The sequence below is a fragment of the Staphylococcus sp. HGB0015 genome, assembly GCF_000411275.1.
Taxonomy (GTDB): Bacteria; Bacillota; Bacilli; order Staphylococcales; family Staphylococcaceae; genus Staphylococcus; species Staphylococcus schleiferi.
On record NZ_KE150417.1, the window covers coordinates 226,336 to 246,308 of the forward strand.

A 19,973-nucleotide genomic window follows, 5' to 3' on the forward strand; every position below is an offset into this window, starting at 1 on the left:
TACGTCGGAGTGACTATATTAAAGGATAGGTCGTTGTAGCAGTAGAAAATAAAGCAGCACAGACAATGCAGTCTGTGTTGTTTTTTATTGCTTTTTTGAGACAATGTTTTTGTAAAGACAATTAAAAATTTTGATCATCGCCTGCGATAAAATGGATTAGATTATTGATATACATAATGGCGTTAAAAGAAACAGTTTATATAAAATTGAATGCTACTTGTAACGTATTATTTTATAGATTAAGCTCGATTAAAAATTAGAGGCAAATTGAGTTATTTTTTCAATGAATTATGATTTAATAAGTATAAGTTTCAAAGTTTGGGGTAATTGAGCTATATAAATGAAAATCAATAAAATAGAGAACGAGGGATTCAATGATTAAGTTTAATAATGTAACGAAACGTTACGGTGATAAAGTCGTTGTTGATCAAGTCGATATGGAGATTCAAGAAGGCGAATTTTTCGTTTTAATTGGACCATCAGGATCGGGCAAAACGACAACGATGAAAATGATTAACCGTCTTATCCCCTTATCAGACGGCTATATTTACTTTAAAGAAAGACCTATTAGTGACTATTCTGTGTATGAGATGCGCTGGGATATGGGGTATGTGTTACAGCAAATTGCGCTGTTTCCACATATGACAATCCGTGACAATATTGCGCAAGTGCCTTTAATGAAAGATTGGTCTAAATCAAAAATTGATGCGCGTGTCGATGAGTTATTGACAATGGTAGGTTTAGAACCTGAACAATTTAAAAATCGTAAGCCTGACGAGTTGTCTGGCGGTCAACGTCAACGTGTCGGTGTCGTGCGTGCACTAGCAGCAGACCCGCCTGTCATTTTAATGGATGAACCTTTCAGTGCTTTAGACCCGATTACACGTGAAAAATTGCAAGATGACCTTTTAAGCTTACAAAGTAAAATCAAGAAAACTATTGTGTTTGTGACGCATGATATTGAAGAAGCTTTTAAATTAGGCGATCGGATATGTTTACTGAATCATGGACGTGTTGAACAAATTGGGACACCTAATGACTTTATTAAAACGCCTAAAAACGATTTTGTACGCCAATTTTTAGGAAACTTGACCGGTGTGGTATTAAATCATTTTACACTTGGAAAAGTAGCCGAACTTGCAGGAAGAAAGCTTGATACGAACGAAACATTAGATTATCCGGTTGTCGATCATAATCAAGCGGTCAGCGACGTCTATCGCGAACTCGTATCACATGATGCAGTTATTGTTACGGTCGATGCACAATCTTGGTTATTGTCACGACAAGATATTTTTAGTTTCTTATCAAAAAACCAGGCAGGTGAATCTGTATGAATACCATCCTCAATACTTTAAGTGATCGAAAAGGGGAATTATTAGCTCGATTACTTGAACATATTCAACTGTCTTTTGTTGCATTACTCATTGCAGTGCTTATTGGTGTGCCACTTGGAATCCTTTTGACAAAAACAAAGAAACTGTCAGAAATTGTCATTAATATCGCTGCTGTATTACAAACGATTCCATCGCTAGCGTTACTGGGCTTGATGATTCCATTATTTGGTATTGGAACAGTGCCGGCTGTCATTGCTTTAGTTGTGTATGCCTTATTACCTATTTTACGTAATACATATACGGGGATAACAGGTGTTGACGATTCATTAGTTGAAGCAGCTAAAGGGATTGGTATGAAGCCTATGAGACGACTCACTAAAGTAGAGTTGCCTTTAGCGATGCCTGTCATTATGGCCGGGATTCGAACAGCAATGGTATTAATTATTGGTACTGCGACACTTGCTGCTTTGATTGGTGCTGGTGGCCTTGGGGACTTAATCTTATTAGGGATTGATCGTAACAATACGTCTTTAATTTTAATTGGTGCGATACCAGCTGCGATTTTAGCTATTTTATTTGATGTCGGTTTAAGAATACTGAGCCACATTTCTTATCGTAAAATGTTAATCACATTGGGTGTGATTTTACTTGCGATGTTCCTTGTTACAGTGGCACCGTTGTTGTCTCACAAAGGTGAAAAGATTACAATCGCCGGTAAACTCGGAACAGAACCTTCTATTATCACAAATATGTATAAAATATTGATTGAAGATCAAACAGATTACACGGTCGATGTTAAAGACGGTATGGGTAAAACGAGCTTTTTATTCAATGCCCTTAAATCTGATAAAATCGATGGTTATCTTGAATTCACGGGTACGGTGTTAGGTGAGTTAACGAAAGAAACACCAAACTCAAAAAATGAAAAAGAAGTGTATCAACAAGCCAATCAAAGTCTTGAGAAAAAGTTTGATATGACTTTATTAAAACCGATGAAATATAACAATACGTATGCACTTGCGGTTAAACGTGATTTTGCAGAGCAACACGGTATTAAGACGGTCAGTGATTTACGAAAAGTGCAAAGTGAAATTAAACCAGGTTTTACTTTAGAATTTAATGATCGTGAAGATGGTTATCCAGCTATTAAAAAATTGTATCACTTGAATTTTAAAAATGTGAAAACGATGGAGCCTAAATTACGTTATCAAGCTGTCGAGAAAGGTGACATTAATCTCATTGATGCATACTCGACGGATGCGGAATTAAAACAATTTGATATGGTCGTATTGAAAGATGATCGAAAAGCTTTCCCTCCTTATCAAGGGGCACCATTATTTAAAAAATCGTTTATTGATAAGCATCCTGATGTTGAGAAAGCATTAAACAAACTACAAGGTAAAATTTCTGATGAAGAAATGCAAGAAATGAATTATCGTGTTGCAGAAAAAGATGAAGATCCATATCAAGTTGCAAAAGACTACTTGAAAAAAGAAGGACTCATTCATTAAAAAGCATATCGAATGATATATATGTAAAATAACGTAAGCACTTCAAATATAACTTACGCCATTGAATGCTTTGAGACGGGATAGAACGGTGAATCTTCTGTAGAGAGATGACCCTGCTATCCCGTCTTTTTAGATTTTAATCAAAAAGCGTGCAATATGACTAGAAACCTAACTATAATTAATATGTAGCGTATATGAAATGTTTTATAACAAGTAGGACCATCGATGATGATGGCTACACACTCTAGCATTTTAAAGTAAAACTCGTTATAATAGTTAACATATTTAAAAAATTCTGACATATAGGAGGGCTAGAAATGAAATCTCAAATTTCTAAATTACGCGCTTATCAACCAGGCTTATCACCAGAAGGACTTAAGAAAAAATATGGCATTGCAGGTGAGCTATATAAACATGCTTCAAATGAAAATGTATATGGCCCTTCTCCATTGGCAAAACAAGCGATTAAGGATCATGTAGATGATCTCTTCTTATATCCAGAACCCAATGCACCGCTTTTACAACAAGCCATTGCTTCTCATTATGGTGTTGAGCCATCACAAGTTATTTTTGGAGCCGGCCTTGATGAGATGATTGTAATTATTTCTAGAACAATGGTTCGAGCAGGGGATAATATTGTCACAAGCGAAGGTACTTTTGGACAATATTTCCATAACGCTACTGTAGAAGATGCCGAAACAATTCAAGTGCCACTGATTGAAGGCGCATTTGATTTAGATGGGATTGCAGAAGCGGTAAATGAGCAAACAGCGTTAGTTTGGATTTGTAACCCTAACAACCCGACAGGTACTTATCATACACACGCTGAAATAGAAGCATTTTTAGAAAAAATCCCAAAAGATGTAACTGTACTTTTTGATGAAGCATACGGTGAATATGTCACTGCAAAAGACTTTCCAAATACGATTGAATTAATGAAAAAATATGATAACATTGCGATGATGCGTACGTTTTCTAAAGCATACGCACTTGCTGGTTTACGTATCGGTTATTTAGTTGCGACAGCTGAATTGGCTGCACAATTAAATGTATTACGACCACCATTCAATACAACACGTTTATCAGAGCAGGCTGCTTTAAAAGCATTTGAAGATCAAGATTACTTACAAAAAGTTGTGGAACGTAATCGAATTGAGAGAGAAAAATTTGATGGTTTAGAGACTTCTGTAAAGCTTTATCCATCGGAAACGAATTTTATCTTTGCACAAACAGATCGAGCAAAAGAACTAGACGAACAGTTGCTGCAAAATGGAATCATTGCACGAGGGTTTCCAAATGGCGTGCGCATCACTTTAGGTTTTCCAGAGCAAAATGAAGTGATTCGCAAAGTTTTACAATCCTTTTAATACATTGATACTATTGAAATAAGGGCGTGTTATAGAGGCATTAAAGCATGACTGTTTTGATAGCCTTCTAAATGAAATGAATAATAGGGAGCGATTAGATGAGAGCGTCAATTGGGATAGACATGGATGAGGTTTTAGCTGATACGACGGGAGCACTAATCGATGAATTTAATCGTCGTACCGAACTAGGTATAACCGTAGAACAAATTATTGGACGTAAAATTTACGATATTATGCCTGAGCATACCGCAGAAATTCGTGATATTTTAGCGTCTGAAGGGTTCTTTCGACGCTTAAATGTCATGAAAGATGCACAGGGAGTCGTTAAAAAACTTGCTGAACATTACGATATTTACATTGTAACTGCAGCGATGGATGTGCCAACATCTTTCCATGATAAATATGATTGGTTGTTAACACATTTTCCATTTTTAGATCCACAGCAATTTGTTTTCTGTGGGCGTAAAGGTATCGTTGCGACGGATTATTTAATTGATGATAGTCCTCGACAATTAGCGATTCATACAGGTAAACCTTTAATGTTTACAGCGCCACATAACGAAGGGAATACGGACTTCGAACGCTTAAACAATTGGAAAGAAGTTGAAGCTTACTTTTTAAGTGATATTTCTGAAACAGAGTCTTTATCATAGAAAGTTAGATTAAATACAACCGCACAATAAAACACATGTGTCAGTGACTTTTTTACTGACACATGTGTTTTTTATTGATTATTTTCAGCGGGTGGAGCTGTTAATAATTGAATTGCATTTGGAATAATTTCAATCGTGGTTGGTGTTGTCATATCGATTTCACCATCTATATCGACGCGCATTTCAGGATCAGTCGTAATTTTGATTGTATGACTGGAAATATGCTGGATATTGTCGCTAATTTCATTCCAAGTCATACTATCCCTTAAACTGAAAATATCTTTAAGGATACTCATACTGTAGTTATTAAAGATAAAAGTGTTGAGTACACCATCTGAAGGGGACATATCTGTTAAGGGGATTTTTCCGCCTCCAATAAATCGGCCATTTGCAAATAAAAGCATAGACGTTTCGCCAGAATAACTTTGTCCATCAATTTCTAAAGTATATTTAAAATGTTCAGGGTTTGTTATCGTTTTAAACGTAGACGAGATGTAGCTTAATTTTCCGAAGAGGTCTTTTGATTTGCCTTTAACATTCTCCGCATTTTGAACCATTAAACCAATCCCAGCAAAATTGAGGGCGTAGCGCTCGTTCACTTTCATGACATCATAAGTTTGCGGCGTCGCAACTAAAAGGTCATGACTCGCTTCACCGGCTTTATTCGTTAAATTGAGTGTCTTTGCGAAATCATTAAACGTTCCACCTGGGATGACGCCAATTGGAATATGAAGTTCGTGTTTGAGGACACCATTGACAAGTTCATTAACCGTACCATCGCCACCTAGAATAAAGAGCACATCTATGTATTCAACATTGTTACCGTCTTTTATTGTTTTGCAGTAACGTTCAATATCGCCTTCATTTTCACTCAGTTGGATGGAAAGCCTTTTACAAAGTTGTGAAAGTGCAACTGTCACTTCCCCTATGCCTTCATGGATATTTTGAAGGCCTGAATGTTCATGATAAAAAAGTAAACCGTGTTCATATTTCGGGGCCATTGTGTTGACTCCTTTCGTTAATCTTAGTTCTCATTGTATATCTAAACGTAGTGTATGTTAATCATTTTAAACAGATCTAAAAAGAGTAGGAGAAGTCTAAAGTTGAACTTAGATTTCTCCTACTCCTGTTTTACTTTATTGTATTTGAAGTCAATTATGCTATCCGTTTAAAGTAATGTTTTAACGAATACCTTTCATCGCTTTAAGAATAAGTGGTGTACCAAGTGCAACGAGTAGAGCAACGACAACAGCAATACCACCAATTAAACCGAAGTAGTTTTGATCTCCAATAATAGGTTGTAACTTTACAAGCTGTGCGTTAATTGCTTGTGCAGTTGCATTTGTCAGTAACCATAAACTCATCATTTGTGAATTGAATTTTTCAGGCGCTAGTTTTACCGCTGAACTGTTACCTGTTGGAGAAATACATAATTCACCAATAACACAAATGAAATAAGATAGAACAATCCACATAAACCAAATATCTGAGCCATTATATGCGTATATGACAACCATCATTAATATAAATGAAATACCTGCTAATACGAGACCAATCGCAAATTTGATAGGTAGACTCGGCTCGAAGCGACCTAATTTACGCCATAATAATGAAATAGCAGGCGCTAAGACGACGATAAAGAATGGGTTAATCGATTGGAACCATGTCACTGGAAAAGCGCTATGCCAACCTAGCAAATTAAATGTGAGGTCCGCTTTTTCATCCGCATAAACGTTGAGTACGTTGGCGCCTTGCTCTTGAATAGACCAAAAAATAACGCCGACAATAAATAAAGGAATAAATGCAATTACACGTGAACGCTCAACATCAGATGTGTCTTTACTAACAATCATAATGAAGAAGTATCCAATCGGTAAAGCAACGCCTAATATTAAAACGATGAGACTAATTAAATCAAATGTAAGTGTTCCTGTTGCGTATGTAACGCCAAGTAAAATCAGTAAGAGTAAGCCTAAGCTTCCAAATGTGATGCCATATTTTTTCTTTTCTGATGGACTTAATGGGTGAGGTGCAGTTGTTCCAATATCGCCTAAATTTTTCTTATGGAATAGCAAATAGAATAAAAGTGATAATGCCATACCAATTGCGGCAATAAGGAATCCACCATGGAAGTTGCCCGTATTTCTAAAATGATCCAATACAAGTGGAGAAAGAAATGCCCCCATATTTACCGACATGTAAAAAATAACAAAACCTGAATCGACACGATCATCACCTTTAGGATATAAGCGGCCAACAATGTTAGAAATGTTCGGTTTCATTAAACCAGAACCTACAATGATAAATACCATTGAAGCAAGTAATCCGGATAATCCAAACGGTAAACTTAAACAGATATGACCGATAATAATCAGTAATGCACCGTAAACCATCGAGCGACGTGTACCCAGTATACGGTCAGCAATCCATCCCCCTAGAATGGAAGTCATAAAAATTAATGAACCGTAGACAGCCATCAACGACTGGGCAAAAGTTTTTTCAAGGCCTAAACCACCTTGACCTACATTGTAGTAAATATAGTATATCAGAAGGGCTCTCATACCGTAATAACTGAATCTCTCCCAAAATTCAACAGTATAGAGTACTCCTAAACCACGAGGGTGTCCGAAAAATCCTTTTTGAGGAATGGTCTGGACAGCTTTTTCGTGTGATAATTCTGACATTTTAATCAATCCTTCCTGTCTGAACAAAGCATATAGAAGCCATTTTACGCCTGATATATTTAAATTTCAATAAGTTTCTGAAAATATAATTTTGAAAATGTGAATTTTGTATGACGACAAAATATTTTGAATAATTTTAATTTTATCACTTTATCTATCAAGCGTGATTGAATGAATCTGAAACGAAGTAGGGCACTATTTAATAGTGTGATTACTTTAAGGCACCTAAATCGGTTATGACAAGTGATCTATTGGATGGTCTAAAACATTCAATAGATGACGCACATTTAAGAAAACAGTGGTCATTCGTGTTGGGACTTATTAAGGTAAAAGTGCCTGTTTCACTTGTTTTAAATAGATTTCTAAAATAAAAGATTAAACTTTCCAGACTCTCATATGGTACCAAATAATAAAATAAGAAGAAAGTAATTGATTTTGAGCATTGTATTAATAAAAATAACCAACAAATAACAAATCAAGTTATCAAGCATAAAATAATTTCGTAGAGATAGACTTAATTAACGCCCGATATGATAGGGAATCTATAGCAGATTTTAGTTTAGGTGAAACATTTTTAGTAACAGAGAAATAACGCTTTATCAGATAAATAAAAAGGAAGTAGAACTGAAATCGAATCGATTTCGTTGTTCCACTTCCGCTTCTTAATCGTGCCATCGTTGAAGTTAAATGTTATTTAACACCTTGCATTAAGTTTTTAATGAATGGTGCGATACAAATTAAAACGATACCGATGAGAAGTGCGACTGCACCAGAAATTAAGAAATATTGGTTGGTACTAATATGCGTATACATCGTTACCATTTGTGCGTTAATCCCTTGTGCCATCGCGTTAGATAAGAACCACACACTCATCATTTGTGCGGTAAAAGCTTCTGGCGCTAATTTAGTAGTTGTCGATAAGCCAATAGGGGATAAGCAAAGTTCACCCATCGTTACAATTAAGAAACTTGCAACCAACCAAAATGGATTAATTAAATCAGCATCGCCAGGGATAACCATGATTAAGTATGAAACCCCTGCTAAAATAACACCAATTGCAAATTTGATAACAGTAGGTGGATTAAAACGGCCTAATTTCACCCACAATATAGAAAATAATGGTGCAAGCGTAATGATAAAGAGTGGATTTAGCGATTGGAACCAAGCAGGTGGAATATGAAAATCGATGAGTCCACCCGTCACTTTTGCTAAATCAAGTTGTGTTTTAGTATCAGCGAATTGTGCAAGTACAGTTGAACCTTGCTCTTGAATCATCCAAAACGCAACCGATGCAATGAATAAAGGAATATATGCGTAAACTCTTTTGCGTTCATGATCGGCTGTTTTTTTACTTAAAATAATTTTAACAAAATAAAAGAGTGGTAAAAACACACCTAAAAGTGTAATAAAGGTTGCGAATGTACTTATCGTTAACAGTTGTAATAGATTTAAAATAAAGCAAACTACTGCAATGACAACAGCCACAATAATAACGATTTTGATTAATTTTGAACGCTCTGCTTTTGTTAATGGATCAGGTACTTCTAATCCAGCAAGACCCAAATATTTTCTATTCGTGATGTAGTATGTAACCAACCCAATAAACATCCCTACTGCAGCAATAGCAAAACCAAAGTGGAAACCAAGGTTCACTTGTGCCCAACCTACAATAAGTGGGGAGAGTAATGCCCCTAAATTAATACTCATATAGAAAATTGTAAAAGCCGCGTCTAAGCGTGGATCATTTTTTTCATACAATAAGCCTACTGTTGAGGAAATGTTAGGTTTCAACATCCCTGTCCCAATAATTAACACGAGTAATGCAATTAAAAGGATTACAAAGTTATTGGGTAGAGATAAAAGAATATGCCCGAGCATAATGAGTGTTCCTCCGTAAAACAGTGCGTGACGTGTGCCTGTAATACGGTCGGCAATCCATCCACCGATCACACCACTCATATAAACTAACGCACCATAAATAGACACAATTTGTAGTGCGACACCTTGATCGAGGCCAAATCCCCCTTTAGCGATAGAATAATAAATATAGTAAGCTAAAATGGCTTTCATACCATAGTAGCTAAAGCGCTCCCAAAATTCAGTGAAAAATAATGTACTTAAACCTTTAGGATGCCCAAAAAAACCTGTACGTGGCGTACTGTTCAATATTTCTTCCTTTGTGTAATGTGCGCCCATAAAAAAAGTCCCCCTCTTCGCATGAAGTTAAAACTATTCTATAACTAAATTGTAGATTAAACAAGAAAATGATTAATATGATATACAACTCAGCTTTATACATTTCAAAGAAAATAATTCATTTATGTACATATTTTTAGGTGTGATGATATAGATTGAAAGAGGTTTGTTCTAAAAAGAGGAGAGGCGCTGCGAGATATGAAAAGCCGTTTTACCATAAAAAAGGGTTCTTCATTTTTTATGGTGGGATGACATAAGTCATCCTGCTTTTTTGTACAAAAATAGCGCAAATGCCTCTATCATTTTAAGTGACTAAACCAAAAATAAAGGAGACATATTGCGCCTATGTGTAATGATATATTAAAGTTACTAAAAATTAAAGATAATAATATTAAAATCACTAAAGTTGAAGAAGATGTAGTTATTAGAGGTAAGAAATCTAACGTCATCTTTGGTACCCTTTCATACAAGCCTATGACTTGTCCTCACTGTTATCATTCGAATCCAAACCGAATACACAAACACAGAAAACGTTTATCGCGAATTACTTTTTTAAGATTCCAAGAGATAGCAGTGTATTTAAATCTGTTAAAACAACGTTTTAAATGTATGGATGGAAAGTGTTACGCTTCTACAGAAAGTATGAGGATATCATTGCTTATACGATTGGAACCCCTCAATTCAATAATGGTGCGATTGAAGGAATTAATCAAAAAGTTAAACTAATTAAAAGAGTTTCATATGGCTATCGCAACTTTTATAACTTCAAAAATCGCATTTTTATTATTTTTAGACTGTATAAAAGACCAAAGAAAAAAGCAATGCCACTTTTCAATAGTGAAATTGCTTAAATAGATTGCGTACCGAGTCGAGACTCCCGAGGCATAGAGCCGAAACCGAAAATCCATTTTGGCTTCTTATGAGTTACAATAAAAGCCAAAATTAGTTGAGGTAAGGCACCTGGGAAAGCGAGACTCGAAGAAGCAATCGGAAGTTTGCGACTTAATTATTATAGATACATAACCACCATATAAAGTGTACAGCCCAAAAAAGAAGCGCTCAGACGACTTTCTATTAAAAATCATCTGAGCGCTATTTATTTTGAGATTGATGTCCCAACCTCGTGTGCTTTAAATGTATTTAAATAAAATTATCTGTTATCAATTGTTTCAGGATATAAATCGTGATTCATCATGCGATAGTCGGCCATTTTTTCATATTTTGTATCTGGACGACCATAGTTTGTATAAGGATCAATTGAAATACCACCACGAGGTGTGAATTTACCCCATACTTCAATGTAGTGAGGGTCCATTAATTCTATAAGGTCATTCATGATAATATTCATACAGTCTTCATGAAAATCACCATGATTACGAAAACTAAACAAATAAAGTTTGAGTGATTTTGATTCAACCATTTTTACATTTGGAATATATGAAATATAGATGGTAGCAAAATCAGGTTGACCTGTAATTGGACATAAAGATGTGAATTCAGGGCAGTTGAATTTAACAAAGTAATCTCGTCCCTGATGTTTATTATCAAACGTTTCTAATACGTCTGGACGATAATCAAAATCATATGTGTTGTTTTGATTGCCGAGTAATGTAATATCCTTTAATTCTTCTTTTGAACGACCTTTAGGCATGGGTATGCCTCCTTCTTTAATTTGATTGTTGCTTTTTATGACGATGTTCAGAGTAAGTTGAGCGTCTTGCTTTTTCAAACATATAATAACTTGCACCTAGAATAAAAATATAACCAATGACAGCATAGAAATCAGGTGCTTCTTTGAATAAAACAAAGCCTATGAGTGCTGTAAAGATGATAGAAGCGTATGTGAAAATAGAAATATCTTTTGCCGGTGCGTAACTATATGCGACAGTAATGCCGATTTGACCAACAGCCGCTGAAAGTCCTGCTAAAACAAGGTAGATGATTTGTATACGGCTCATCGGTTCGTACGTAAATATCACAAACGGTAACAGTGCAATAACTGAGAAGAATGAAAAATAAAAAACAATTGTGTAAGGTGCTTCGCGTGTACTTAGTGCACGTACAGCTGTATAAGCAGAAGCTGCAAAAATACCGGACAATAAGCCTGTCAAGGCAGGTAATATTTCTGAAGAAAATTCAGGTTTGACTACAAAAAGCATCCCAACGATTGCGACAAGCATCGCTGTAATTTGATACTTTTGAATATATTCTTTTAAAAAGATTAAACTTAATAGAATCGTCCAAAATGGGTTGAGTTTCATAAGTATGTCTGCATCGCTTAAAACCATATGATCAATGGCATATATATTTAACAACACACCCGTTAATCCTAAAATCGAGCGTGTAATGAGTAAAGGTTGACTGCTGAGTTTACCGAAAAAGGGTTGCTTGAATTTAATAATAAAGAAAAGGGGAATAAACATCGCTACAAAATTTCGAGCTAATGATTTTTGAAATACGGGCAAATCTCCCGCGAGACGAAAGAACACAGCCATAAAGCTAAAACCAATCGCAGAAATTAAGATAGCAACGATGCCTTTCATTTTTGAATTCATTAAATCGCCTCTTAATTATAAAAATTTGACTTATACATCGTAGCATAAAAAGCGTTACCGTGCATTATATCTTGAAATTTTGTGAAGGAAGTGTACAATAAAGGGGAACATATGTTCTATTTGCGTCGCCTAGTAATCCTTTTATCATCAAAAGTCAAGCGTTAAAAATGTTTTCTTACAGAAAAAATTTTTCTGTTTCCTAAACCTATTGATACTATCGCTTTTGATGACAATCGGTGACAAAAGTTCATATTTATCTCTTTAAAAACAGAAAGGACTTATGTATAATGAAACACATAATATAGTACCGACAAATAAAAACAAACACTATATATTGTGTTTGAAAGATGAGAAATAGGATAAAAACAGATGGAATTGATAGAGGATTACACGTTTTTGCACATTCTATTTCTTTTCTTCTCTACATGTAGTGTTATTAATTTTTTGATGAACGATTGCATGATGAATATAACAATTTGCGAAATGCGCGCATCATTTTAAAGCGCATATGACAACAAATATATGTTCGCATTTAATTTAATGAGAATTATATTGTGATTGAGAGAAAACAAAAGCAATTATATAAAAAGCGTTCATTTAATATGAAAGGCGGTTATTCAATATGAAAGTCGTTTTTTATTCTTTTACCGGCAATGTAAGACGCTTTGTTAAGCGTGCAGAACTTGATAACACACTTGAGATTAATGAAACGAATGCATCCAAAGAGATAACAGAACCCTTTATTATTGTGACAAGTACAATTGGTTTTGGAGAGGTGCCTCAACCAGTACAACAATTTTTAGGGAAAAACCATGAATATTTAAAGGGCGTTGCAGCAAGTGGAAATCGCAACTGGGGACAAAACTTCGCAAAGGCTGGCGTAACAATTTCTGATGAGTACAATGTCCCTTTATTATTGAAGTTTGAATTACATGGGAATGCCCAAGACACAACAGAATTTAAAGAGAAGGTGGTCAATTTTTATGAAAACTATGGAACAAAAGCAGTACAATCACATTGAATTAAACAATCAAGTCACAAAGAGAAATGAAAACGGCTTTTTTCAAATAGAAAAAGACCAAGAAGCGTTAGCGGTGTATCTTGAAGAAATTAAAGATAAAACCGTTCATTTTGATAGTGAATTGGAGCGCCTTCACTTTTTAGTTGATAATAATTTTTACTACAACGTATTTAACGAATACAGTGAAGCGCAACTTGCTGAAGTCATTGCATTTGCATCTTCAATTCCATTTGCATTTGCGAGCTATATGTCAGCAAGTAAGTTTTTTAAAGACTATGCACTTAAAACCAATGATAAATCAAAATACCTTGAAGATTATCATCAGCATGTCGTGATTGTGTCACTATACCTTGCAAAAGGTAATGTCGCTTTAGCAAAACAATTTATTCAAGCGATGATTGATCAACGTTACCAACCAGCGACGCCTACATTTTTAAATGCAGGACGTGCGCGCCGTGGGGAACTTGTATCATGTTTCTTATTAGAAGTGGACGACAGCTTAAATTCCATTAACTACATAGATTCAACTGCAAAACAACTGAGTAAGATTGGTGGCGGTGTCGCTATTAATCTATCCAAACTACGTGCCAGAGGCGAAGCAATCAAAGGCATCAAAGGTGTAGCAAAAGGTGTGCTCCCTGTTGCTAAAGCTTTAGAAGGTGGCTTTAGTTATGCCGATCAGTTAGGTCAACGTCCAGGGGCAGGTGCAGTATACCTTAATATTTTCCATTATGACGTGGAAGAGTTTTTAGACACTAAAAAAGTAAATGCCGATGAAGATTTACGTTTGTCTACGATTTCTACAGGTCTAATTGTGCCATCTAAGTTTTTCGAACTAGCAAAAGAAGGTAAAGACTTCTTTATGTTTGCACCACATACGGTTGAAAAAGAATACGGTGTCACACTTGATGACATTAATATTGATGAATATTACGACCAACTTGTTGAAAATCCAAATATTATGAAGAAAAGCAAAGACGCACGTGAAATGTTAAATATGATCGCGCAAACACAATTGCAATCAGGCTATCCTTATTTAATGTTTAAAGACAACGCCAATCGTGTGCATGCGAACTCTAATATCGGCCAAATCAAAATGAGTAACTTATGTACGGAGATTTTCCAATTACAAGAAACATCTGTCATTAATGATTATGGTATTGAAGATGAAATTAAACGAGATATTTCATGTAACTTAGGTTCATTAAACATTGTCAATGTAATGGAATCAGACAAATTCAGAGATTCTGTGCATACAGGTATGGATGCACTGACTGTTGTAAGTGATGAAGCTAATATTCAAAACGCACCTGGTGTAAGAAAAGCAAACAGCGAACTTCATTCAGTTGGTTTAGGTGTGATGAACTTACACGGCTATCTTGCGAAAAATAAAATAAGCTATGAATCAGAAGAAGCTAGAGACTTTGCCAATGTTTTCTTCATGATGATGAACTATTACTCAATTGAACGTTCTATGGAAATCGCAAAAGAACGTGGCGAAACTTTTGTTGGCTTTGAACAAACGGATTATGCGAATGGTCGCTATTTTGAGCGTTATACATCTGAAGACTTTTTGCCACAATATGACAAAGTCAAAGCATTATTTGAAAATCACGATATACCAACACGAGAAGACTGGAAAGCATTACAAGCTGAAGTTGAAAAATACGGTCTTTACCATGCATACCGCTTAGCGATTGCACCAACTCAAAGCATCTCATATGTACAAAATGCGACAAGTTCCGTTATGCCAATCGTGGATCAAATTGAACGACGCACATACGGAAATTCTGAAACATTTTATCCAATGCCATTTTTATCACCGCAAACGATGTGGTATTACAAATCAGCATTTAACACAGATCAAATGAAATTAATCGACTTAATTGCAACGATTCAAACACACATTGATCAAGGTATTTCTACAATTCTCTATGTAAACTCAGAAATCTCAACACGTGAATTATCTCGACTTTATGTTTATGCACATTATAAAGGGCTTAAATCTTTATATTACACAAGAAATAAATTACTTAGCGTCGAAGAATGTACAAGTTGCTCAATTTAGGCATAAATTGATGCCAAATTCATATTAAGCATAAGTGCATCTCTATTATAATGCTTGGGGCAACGAAATCATTGATTTTAGCCCCATACATGCGTGATGCATAGATCGTGATACTAATAAAAAAGATAAGGAGAAATGGAAATTAATGATAGCTGTAAATTGGAATACTCAAGAAGATATGACGAATATGTTTTGGCGTCAAAACATTGCTCAAATGTGGGTTGAAACCGAATTTAAAGTTTCAAAAGATATTGCGAGTTGGAAAACTTTAACTGAACAAGAACAAGATGCCTTTAAAAAAGCATTAGCCGGGTTAACAGGATTAGACACACATCAAGCTGATGATGGTATGCCTTTAATCATGATGCATACAAGTGACTTACGTAAAAAAGCGGTCTATGCTTTTATGGGGATGATGGAACAGATTCATGCGAAAAGTTATTCACATATTTTCACAACATTGCTTCCTTCAAGTGAAACAGATGAGTTATTGGACAAATGGGTAATTGAAGAGCCACATTTGAAATACAAATCTGAGAAAATTGTCGGAACGTATCATAAATTATGGGCGAAAGAAACAACGATATATGATCAATATATGGCGCGTGTTGCAAGTGTGTTTTTAGAAACATTTTTATTCTTCTCTGGTTTCTATTATCCACTTTATTTAGCAGGACAAGGTCGTATGACGACATCTGGAGAAATTATTCGTAAAATTTTATTGGATGAATCCATTCATGGTCTATTTACTGGACTGGATGCACAAAGTTTACGTAGTGAGTTATCCGAAAGTGAAAAACAAAAAGCGGATCGTGAAATGTATAAATTATTAGAAGATTTATATGCAAACGAAGAATCTTACACACGTAAATTGTATGAGCCTCTTGGTTTAGCTGATGACGTGCTTAATTATGTACAATATAACGGTAACAAAGCACTTTCTAACTTAGGTTTTGAACCGTACTTTGAAGAAAAAGAGTTCAGCCCAATTATTGAAAATGCTTTAGACCGTACAACTAAAAACCATGACTTCTTTTCAGTAAAAGGAGACGGTTACGTATTAGCGCTTAACGTTGAAGGCTTACAAGACGAAGACTTTATTTTTGATGACAACGATAAAGCATAAAAGATATGAACTCCTCTTTTTCTAGGCGTGATGACATGTTAGACGCCGGGATGTCTTGAGGAAGTCTATACAATTTGATCGAGCAACCTCACCTCCAACTGGTGAGGTTGTTTTTGTAGCTCTTTCAAATAGAACTGAAGCGCAAAATGTAGAGGTGAATCTAAGTCAAGAATACGGTCAAACAAAAAAGAGAATTTTTGCAGCTCATATCATCTAACTTTGAAAGCACGCTTTGAGCATTGGATATATTCCACAATGCTCAACATCACTTCATTCTATAATTAATATTTAAAGATGAGGTTGGGACGGGATATCCAATCTTATTTTGATAAGACAATAAAAAGAGCGGGGCAAAAATCGTGTAGATTTTTGTCCCACTTTAGCTGTTCATGCTAGGGGAGGCATGATTCACCCCAGTCATTCCTTTTCAGTCATTTCACTAATGTGAAGTTATGATAAACAAAATAAAAGAATTTCTGATTTTAGCTCAAATGAAAGCCATATTAAATCTCGAAATAGTGATGATAATGGAATTTACATCGATTGTTAAAATGGGCATCACATTCTGGACAAGCTTCCGACATCATATAAGTTTCAATTGACATTTCATGGCCGCAAACGCCACACATAATGGCATTTACTTGGAATTCATCTGAGTGCCAGCGTTTTGGGCGATGCTTCTCAGATTCATTATGGCACTTAAAGCAAGGGTAATATTTTTCACAGCATTTAAACTTTATTGCAATAATATCATAAGGCGTATGATAATGAATACATCGTGTTTCTTTATCTACAGTGGCACCATACACTTTAGGCATGCTATTCGCTCCTCACATCAGTTACTATTGATCTTCTAACTTTTCTCCAATAATGCGAACTTCACGTTCTAATGCGACATCAAATTTCTCTTTTACAACAGATTGAACATGGTGGATGAGACTTTCATAATCTGTTGCTGTCCCGTTATCAACATTTACCATAAATCCTGCGTGCTTCGTCGATACTTCTACGCCGCCAATACGATGCCCTTGCAAATTTGAGTCTTGTATGAGTTTCCCAGCAAAATAGCCAGGTGGGCGACGGAAGACACTCCCACATGATGGATATTCAAGCGGTTGTTTTGACTCTCGGCGCGCTGTTAAATCATCCATCTTTTCTTGAATACTTTCGAGCTGACCAGGTGTTAGGGTAAAGGCAGCTTCAAGGACAACATAATGTTGCTGTTGGATAATACTATTTCGATAATCGAGTTCTAATTCATTATGTGTGAGTTGGAGCAATTCCCCTCGTTCGTTAATCACACGTGCATAATCAATGACATCTTTAATCTCGCCACCATATGCGCCAGCGTTCATATAAACAGCGCCCCCAACTGAACCTGGAATACCGCAAGCAAATTCAAGCCCTGTCAGTGACAAATCACGTGCTTTTCTTGAGACGTCAATAATTGCTGCACCACTACCCGCAATGATTGTCGCATCAGAAGCTTCAATATGATTTAAATCTAACAAACTTAAAACAATGCCTCTAATCCCACCATCGCGAATAATAATGTTAGAGCCATTACCTAAATAAGTTACTGGAATTTGGTTATCGTAAGCGTATTTTACGACTTTTTGTACATCTTTATATGAATCAGGCGAGATATAAAAGTCTGCTTTACCTCCAGTTTTTGTATAAGTATAACGTTTAAGAGGCTCATCTACTTTAATGATGCGTTCTGGGACGAGCGCTTTTAATCCTTGTAAGATGCTAGAATGATTCAAAATTAACATCCTTTCTTTGTCTGTATTCATTGATAATATAATTATTTCTGCACTAAAGTTCTGTTTAATATTTTATTTTAGAAATGTCGGCAGAAATTTATTTAATTCTATTTTAACTGTTTTATGATAAAGCGTCATGTTTTAATCGAAATTCTAAGATGAATATTGGCGCAGATTTTTAAACCATTGTGCTTTTTGTGCTTCATAATCTCGAATAGCTAACGTTGTACCTGTCAATTGCTGTTTTTGTGTTGAAAAATAGTCAATGGCTTTTGGATGGGATGTTAACAAATCGTGATATTGCGCATACTGTTCGAAAATAGGGGTGTGACGTTGGAGAATATGCAGTCGGACTTCCTGTTTTAAATCAATTAAGTTATTAAACTTTGCCATCATGACCTTTTTTTCATAAGGATGATGCAAACGATAAAATCCAGCATAATTTAATCTTTTTTCATCTAATGAAGTAATGTCATGAAGGTTGTCCACACCGACTAAAATGTCTAGGATGGGCTCAGTAGGATAGTTAAAATGAAAGGTCCCTCCGATATGCTGTGTACTTTTCACTGGAGACTTCAATAAGTTAAAGAGAATGTCTCGATATTTTTGATATTGTTGCGCATAAAAATCTTGGTGTTGCGCAGTAATAAAAGGTTGAACATGACGATACATGTGAAAGCCTCCTTATGGCTAAAATAAGGCATTTTGCTTAATTCTGCATAACTATAACATATATTATTTTCAAGTTAAATATGTTTCTGTATAATACGAATTAATAAGGGGTGCAATGATGAAAAAATGGATTAAAATTATAATTTTAAGCTTTTTAGCGCTCACGTTACTTCCGGCATGTATGCATTCGTCTGAAGACCAATTAAAAGCGTTTGATCAACGCATGAAAATAGTCAATGAAAAAGAACGCGTATTAAGCAAAACACTCAATCAAATGGACTTAAATCAAATTCATTATTTAAGTCAAACTGATACGACAGATAAAAATAAACAAGCTTTTAATGACATAAAAAAAGCAATTGATCAAAAGTTAAAGCCAAAATTTAAAGATTATCGAGAGGCAGCCAATCAACTACCGGCACGAGATGATTCATTGAAAGCATTAAAATCAACATATTTAAAAGGAATTGATCAAAAAGAACATGAAATCAAACAATTAGATTTATTTATAGCACTTTGTCAAAAATCTATTCAATCTAATGAAAAAATTCTCGATTCTACACAAGCATTTGAAAAACACCGTAGTCGTGTCGAGTCGCAAATGAACTTGGCGAAACAAACAGAGCAAGGTTCAAGAGAAAGTGAAATGCTTGAAAATAAACTCATTAGTAACAACCAAGCGATTAAAGAAATAGCAGAAAAGTCAATGAATGCTAAAAGTGAAAAGGCGCAATTAGATGCCATCCATAAAGAAATGTTACCGCTCATTCAAGGACAAATAAAAGAATTAAACAAAACGCAATTAAAAGACAGTGCCACAAATAACGCGCGTCAAAATGCGATTGAAATGTATTACAAATTAGAACGTTATTATCAAGAAAGAGCGAAAACGATTCAATATAGTGAAAAATTATCAAAATTTGATGTGAATCAATTAGTAACAAAAGGAGACGATTTAGAACGTTTCGATCAACCTTTTGAAAAGGAAAAAAGAAAGTTAGAGTCTAAATAATATCACTC

The 19,973-nt window shown here is 35.2% G+C and carries 17 protein-coding genes and 1 pseudogene; 10 read left to right on the forward strand and 8 right to left on the reverse strand.

Going from position 1 to position 19,973, the window contains the following annotated elements:
• Nucleotides 1-374: 374 nt before the first annotated feature.
• The 4 genes from HMPREF1208_RS01090 to HMPREF1208_RS01105 all read left to right on the forward strand — a co-directional run bounded on the left by HMPREF1208_RS01090 (nt 375) and on the right by HMPREF1208_RS01105 (nt 4,865).
• Nucleotides 375-1,334 (forward strand): ABC transporter ATP-binding protein, encoded by a 960-nt coding sequence (locus tag HMPREF1208_RS01090; protein WP_016424489.1) that lies wholly within the window; start codon nt 375-377, stop codon nt 1,332-1,334.
• Complete coding sequence (locus HMPREF1208_RS01095; protein ID WP_016424490.1) at nt 1,331-2,845, forward strand: ABC transporter permease/substrate-binding protein; 1,515 nt, start codon at nt 1,331-1,333, stop codon at nt 2,843-2,845. Before HMPREF1208_RS01090 ends, HMPREF1208_RS01095 begins: the two co-directional genes overlap by 4 nt.
• Before the next feature lie 317 nt (nt 2,846-3,162).
• The gene (hisC, locus tag HMPREF1208_RS01100; protein ID WP_016424491.1) at nt 3,163-4,212 is read left to right on the forward strand and encodes a histidinol-phosphate transaminase; all 1,050 of its coding nucleotides are present in this window, start codon (nt 3,163-3,165) and stop codon (nt 4,210-4,212) included.
• Between the two features lie 98 nt (nt 4,213-4,310).
• Nucleotides 4,311-4,865 carry a 5' nucleotidase, NT5C type gene (locus tag HMPREF1208_RS01105; protein WP_016424492.1) on the forward strand — a complete coding sequence of 185 codons (555 nt, stop codon included), beginning with the start codon at nt 4,311-4,313 and terminating at the stop codon, nt 4,863-4,865.
• A gap of 71 nt (nt 4,866-4,936) precedes the next feature.
• On the opposite strand, the gene HMPREF1208_RS01110 is transcribed toward HMPREF1208_RS01105, so the two are convergent.
• From HMPREF1208_RS01110 to HMPREF1208_RS01120, 3 genes are all read right to left on the reverse strand, one after another.
• Entirely contained in the window at nt 4,937-5,866 is a 930-nt protein-coding gene (locus HMPREF1208_RS01110) for a diacylglycerol/lipid kinase family protein (protein WP_016424493.1), read from the reverse strand.
• 180 nt (nt 5,867-6,046) lie between these two features.
• Nucleotides 6,047-7,549 (reverse strand): peptide MFS transporter, encoded by a 1,503-nt coding sequence (locus tag HMPREF1208_RS01115; protein ID WP_016424494.1) that lies wholly within the window; start codon nt 7,547-7,549, stop codon nt 6,047-6,049.
• A gap of 690 nt (nt 7,550-8,239) precedes the next feature.
• Complete coding sequence (locus HMPREF1208_RS01120; RefSeq protein WP_016424495.1) at nt 8,240-9,745, reverse strand: peptide MFS transporter; 1,506 nt, start codon at nt 9,743-9,745, stop codon at nt 8,240-8,242.
• 345 nt (nt 9,746-10,090) lie between these two features.
• On the opposite strand from HMPREF1208_RS01120, the gene HMPREF1208_RS12620 reads away from it, so the two are divergent.
• Nucleotides 10,091-10,471 carry a transposase family protein gene (locus HMPREF1208_RS12620; protein WP_016424496.1) on the forward strand — a complete coding sequence of 127 codons (381 nt, stop codon included), beginning with the start codon at nt 10,091-10,093 and terminating at the stop codon, nt 10,469-10,471.
• Nucleotides 10,360-10,596: pseudogene (locus HMPREF1208_RS11665) on the forward strand (transposase); the annotation flags it as partial. The gene HMPREF1208_RS12620 and the pseudogene HMPREF1208_RS11665, both read left to right, overlap by 112 nt.
• A 299-nt stretch (nt 10,597-10,895) precedes the next feature.
• Here HMPREF1208_RS11665 and queF read toward each other — a convergent pair.
• Nucleotides 10,896-11,396 carry a preQ(1) synthase gene (queF, locus tag HMPREF1208_RS01130; RefSeq protein ID WP_016424497.1) on the reverse strand — a complete coding sequence of 167 codons (501 nt, stop codon included), beginning with the start codon at nt 11,394-11,396 and terminating at the stop codon, nt 10,896-10,898.
• Between the two features lie 16 nt (nt 11,397-11,412).
• Nucleotides 11,413-12,300: a DMT family transporter gene (locus tag HMPREF1208_RS01135; protein WP_016424498.1), complete on the reverse strand. Its 888-nt coding sequence runs from the start codon at nt 12,298-12,300 to the stop codon at nt 11,413-11,415.
• Between the two features lie 622 nt (nt 12,301-12,922).
• Here HMPREF1208_RS01135 and nrdI point away from each other — a divergent pair.
• The 3 genes from nrdI to nrdF all read left to right on the forward strand — a co-directional run bounded on the left by nrdI (nt 12,923) and on the right by nrdF (nt 16,515).
• Nucleotides 12,923-13,321 (forward strand): class Ib ribonucleoside-diphosphate reductase assembly flavoprotein NrdI, encoded by a 399-nt coding sequence (gene nrdI / locus HMPREF1208_RS01140; protein ID WP_016424499.1) that lies wholly within the window; start codon nt 12,923-12,925, stop codon nt 13,319-13,321.
• On the forward strand, nt 13,284-15,389 hold the full coding sequence (gene nrdE / locus HMPREF1208_RS01145) for a class 1b ribonucleoside-diphosphate reductase subunit alpha (RefSeq protein WP_016424500.1): 2,106 nt from the start codon (nt 13,284-13,286) through the stop codon (nt 15,387-15,389). The genes nrdI and nrdE overlap by 38 nt, the downstream gene beginning before the upstream one ends.
• Nucleotides 15,390-15,534: 145 nt before the next feature.
• Nucleotides 15,535-16,515, forward strand: coding sequence for a class 1b ribonucleoside-diphosphate reductase subunit beta (gene nrdF / locus HMPREF1208_RS01150; RefSeq protein ID WP_016424501.1), 981 nt, complete (start codon nt 15,535-15,537; stop codon nt 16,513-16,515).
• 503 nt (nt 16,516-17,018) lie between these two features.
• Here nrdF and HMPREF1208_RS01155 read toward each other — a convergent pair.
• From HMPREF1208_RS01155 to HMPREF1208_RS01165, 3 genes are all read right to left on the reverse strand, one after another.
• Nucleotides 17,019-17,333: a CHY zinc finger protein gene (locus tag HMPREF1208_RS01155; protein WP_016424502.1), complete on the reverse strand. Its 315-nt coding sequence runs from the start codon at nt 17,331-17,333 to the stop codon at nt 17,019-17,021.
• Nucleotides 17,334-17,357: 24 nt separating this feature from the next.
• The gene (gene murB / locus HMPREF1208_RS01160) at nt 17,358-18,290 is read right to left on the reverse strand and encodes a UDP-N-acetylmuramate dehydrogenase (RefSeq protein WP_037559060.1); all 933 of its coding nucleotides are present in this window, start codon (nt 18,288-18,290) and stop codon (nt 17,358-17,360) included.
• 144 nt (nt 18,291-18,434) lie between these two features.
• Nucleotides 18,435-18,953: a GrpB family protein gene (locus HMPREF1208_RS01165; protein WP_016424504.1), complete on the reverse strand. Its 519-nt coding sequence runs from the start codon at nt 18,951-18,953 to the stop codon at nt 18,435-18,437.
• A 118-nt stretch (nt 18,954-19,071) separates the two neighbouring features.
• Between HMPREF1208_RS01165 and HMPREF1208_RS01170 the strand changes: the two genes are divergently transcribed.
• Nucleotides 19,072-19,965, forward strand: coding sequence for an EMYY motif lipoprotein (locus HMPREF1208_RS01170; RefSeq protein ID WP_016424505.1), 894 nt, complete (start codon nt 19,072-19,074; stop codon nt 19,963-19,965).
• Nucleotides 19,966-19,973 lie beyond the last annotated feature (8 nt).

Excerpts from the sequence above, each read along its gene's own strand:
- HMPREF1208_RS01110 (WP_016424493.1), bottom strand. The coding sequence starts at position 5,866 with ATGGCCCCGAAATATGAACACGGTTTACTTTTTTATCATGAACATTCA.
- nrdF (WP_016424501.1), top strand. The coding sequence starts at position 15,535 with ATGATAGCTGTAAATTGGAATACTCAAGAAGATATGACGAATATGTTT.
- HMPREF1208_RS01120 (WP_016424495.1), bottom strand. The coding sequence starts at position 9,745 with ATGGGCGCACATTACACAAAGGAAGAAATATTGAACAGTACGCCACGT.
- nrdE (WP_016424500.1), top strand. The coding sequence starts at position 13,284 with ATGAAAACTATGGAACAAAAGCAGTACAATCACATTGAATTAAACAAT.
- HMPREF1208_RS01115 (WP_016424494.1), bottom strand. The coding sequence starts at position 7,549 with ATGTCAGAATTATCACACGAAAAAGCTGTCCAGACCATTCCTCAAAAA.
- HMPREF1208_RS01095 (WP_016424490.1), top strand. The coding sequence starts at position 1,331 with ATGAATACCATCCTCAATACTTTAAGTGATCGAAAAGGGGAATTATTA.
- hisC (WP_016424491.1), top strand. The coding sequence starts at position 3,163 with ATGAAATCTCAAATTTCTAAATTACGCGCTTATCAACCAGGCTTATCA.
- HMPREF1208_RS01105 (WP_016424492.1), top strand. The coding sequence starts at position 4,311 with ATGAGAGCGTCAATTGGGATAGACATGGATGAGGTTTTAGCTGATACG.
- HMPREF1208_RS12620 (WP_016424496.1), top strand. The coding sequence starts at position 10,091 with ATGTGTAATGATATATTAAAGTTACTAAAAATTAAAGATAATAATATT.
- HMPREF1208_RS01135 (WP_016424498.1), bottom strand. The coding sequence starts at position 12,300 with ATGAATTCAAAAATGAAAGGCATCGTTGCTATCTTAATTTCTGCGATT.
- HMPREF1208_RS01155 (WP_016424502.1), bottom strand. The coding sequence starts at position 17,333 with ATGCCTAAAGTGTATGGTGCCACTGTAGATAAAGAAACACGATGTATT.
- nrdI (WP_016424499.1), top strand. The coding sequence starts at position 12,923 with ATGAAAGTCGTTTTTTATTCTTTTACCGGCAATGTAAGACGCTTTGTT.
- HMPREF1208_RS01090 (WP_016424489.1), top strand. The coding sequence starts at position 375 with ATGATTAAGTTTAATAATGTAACGAAACGTTACGGTGATAAAGTCGTT.
- HMPREF1208_RS01170 (WP_016424505.1), top strand. The coding sequence starts at position 19,072 with ATGAAAAAATGGATTAAAATTATAATTTTAAGCTTTTTAGCGCTCACG.
- murB (WP_037559060.1), bottom strand. The coding sequence starts at position 18,290 with ATGTTAATTTTGAATCATTCTAGCATCTTACAAGGATTAAAAGCGCTC.
- HMPREF1208_RS01165 (WP_016424504.1), bottom strand. The coding sequence starts at position 18,953 with ATGTATCGTCATGTTCAACCTTTTATTACTGCGCAACACCAAGATTTT.
- queF (WP_016424497.1), bottom strand. The coding sequence starts at position 11,396 with ATGCCTAAAGGTCGTTCAAAAGAAGAATTAAAGGATATTACATTACTC.